The organism is Mesorhizobium sp. M4B.F.Ca.ET.214.01.1.1, from assembly GCF_004791545.1.
Classification (GTDB): Bacteria; Pseudomonadota; Alphaproteobacteria; order Rhizobiales; family Rhizobiaceae; genus Mesorhizobium; species Mesorhizobium abyssinicae.
Genome location: NZ_SRUX01000232.1, coordinates 1 through 304 on the forward strand (window position 1 = coordinate 1; position 304 = coordinate 304).

Sequence of the window (304 nt, forward strand, 5' to 3'; positions counted from 1 at the left end):
ATCGCGGCAAGGCGGCCTCGATCGCTACCGACACGCTGACCGCGCATCCCGATCTCGTCGCCATCTTTTGCGCCAATGACACTATGGCGCTGGGCGCCGTGGAATCGGTCTACGCGGCGGGCAAGGGCCAGCAGGTGACGATGATCGGCGTCGACGGCAATGTCGATGCGGTGAAGTCGATCAAGGAAGGCCGCCTCAACGCTTCCGTCGCGCAGCTTCCCTATCTCGTCGGCAAGCAGGCGGTGGAGAACGTCAAGAAGGCGCTCGCCGGCGAGAAGGTCGAGGAAAGCATCGCCGTGCCCAC

General features: G+C 64.5%; 1 protein-coding gene. It reads left to right on the plus strand.

Features of this window, described 5'->3' with window-relative positions; all coding sequences use genetic code 11:
• Positions 1-304, plus strand: a 304-nt coding sequence (locus EN857_RS34015) for a substrate-binding domain-containing protein (protein ID WP_145972045.1), incomplete at both ends; no start/stop codon positions are given.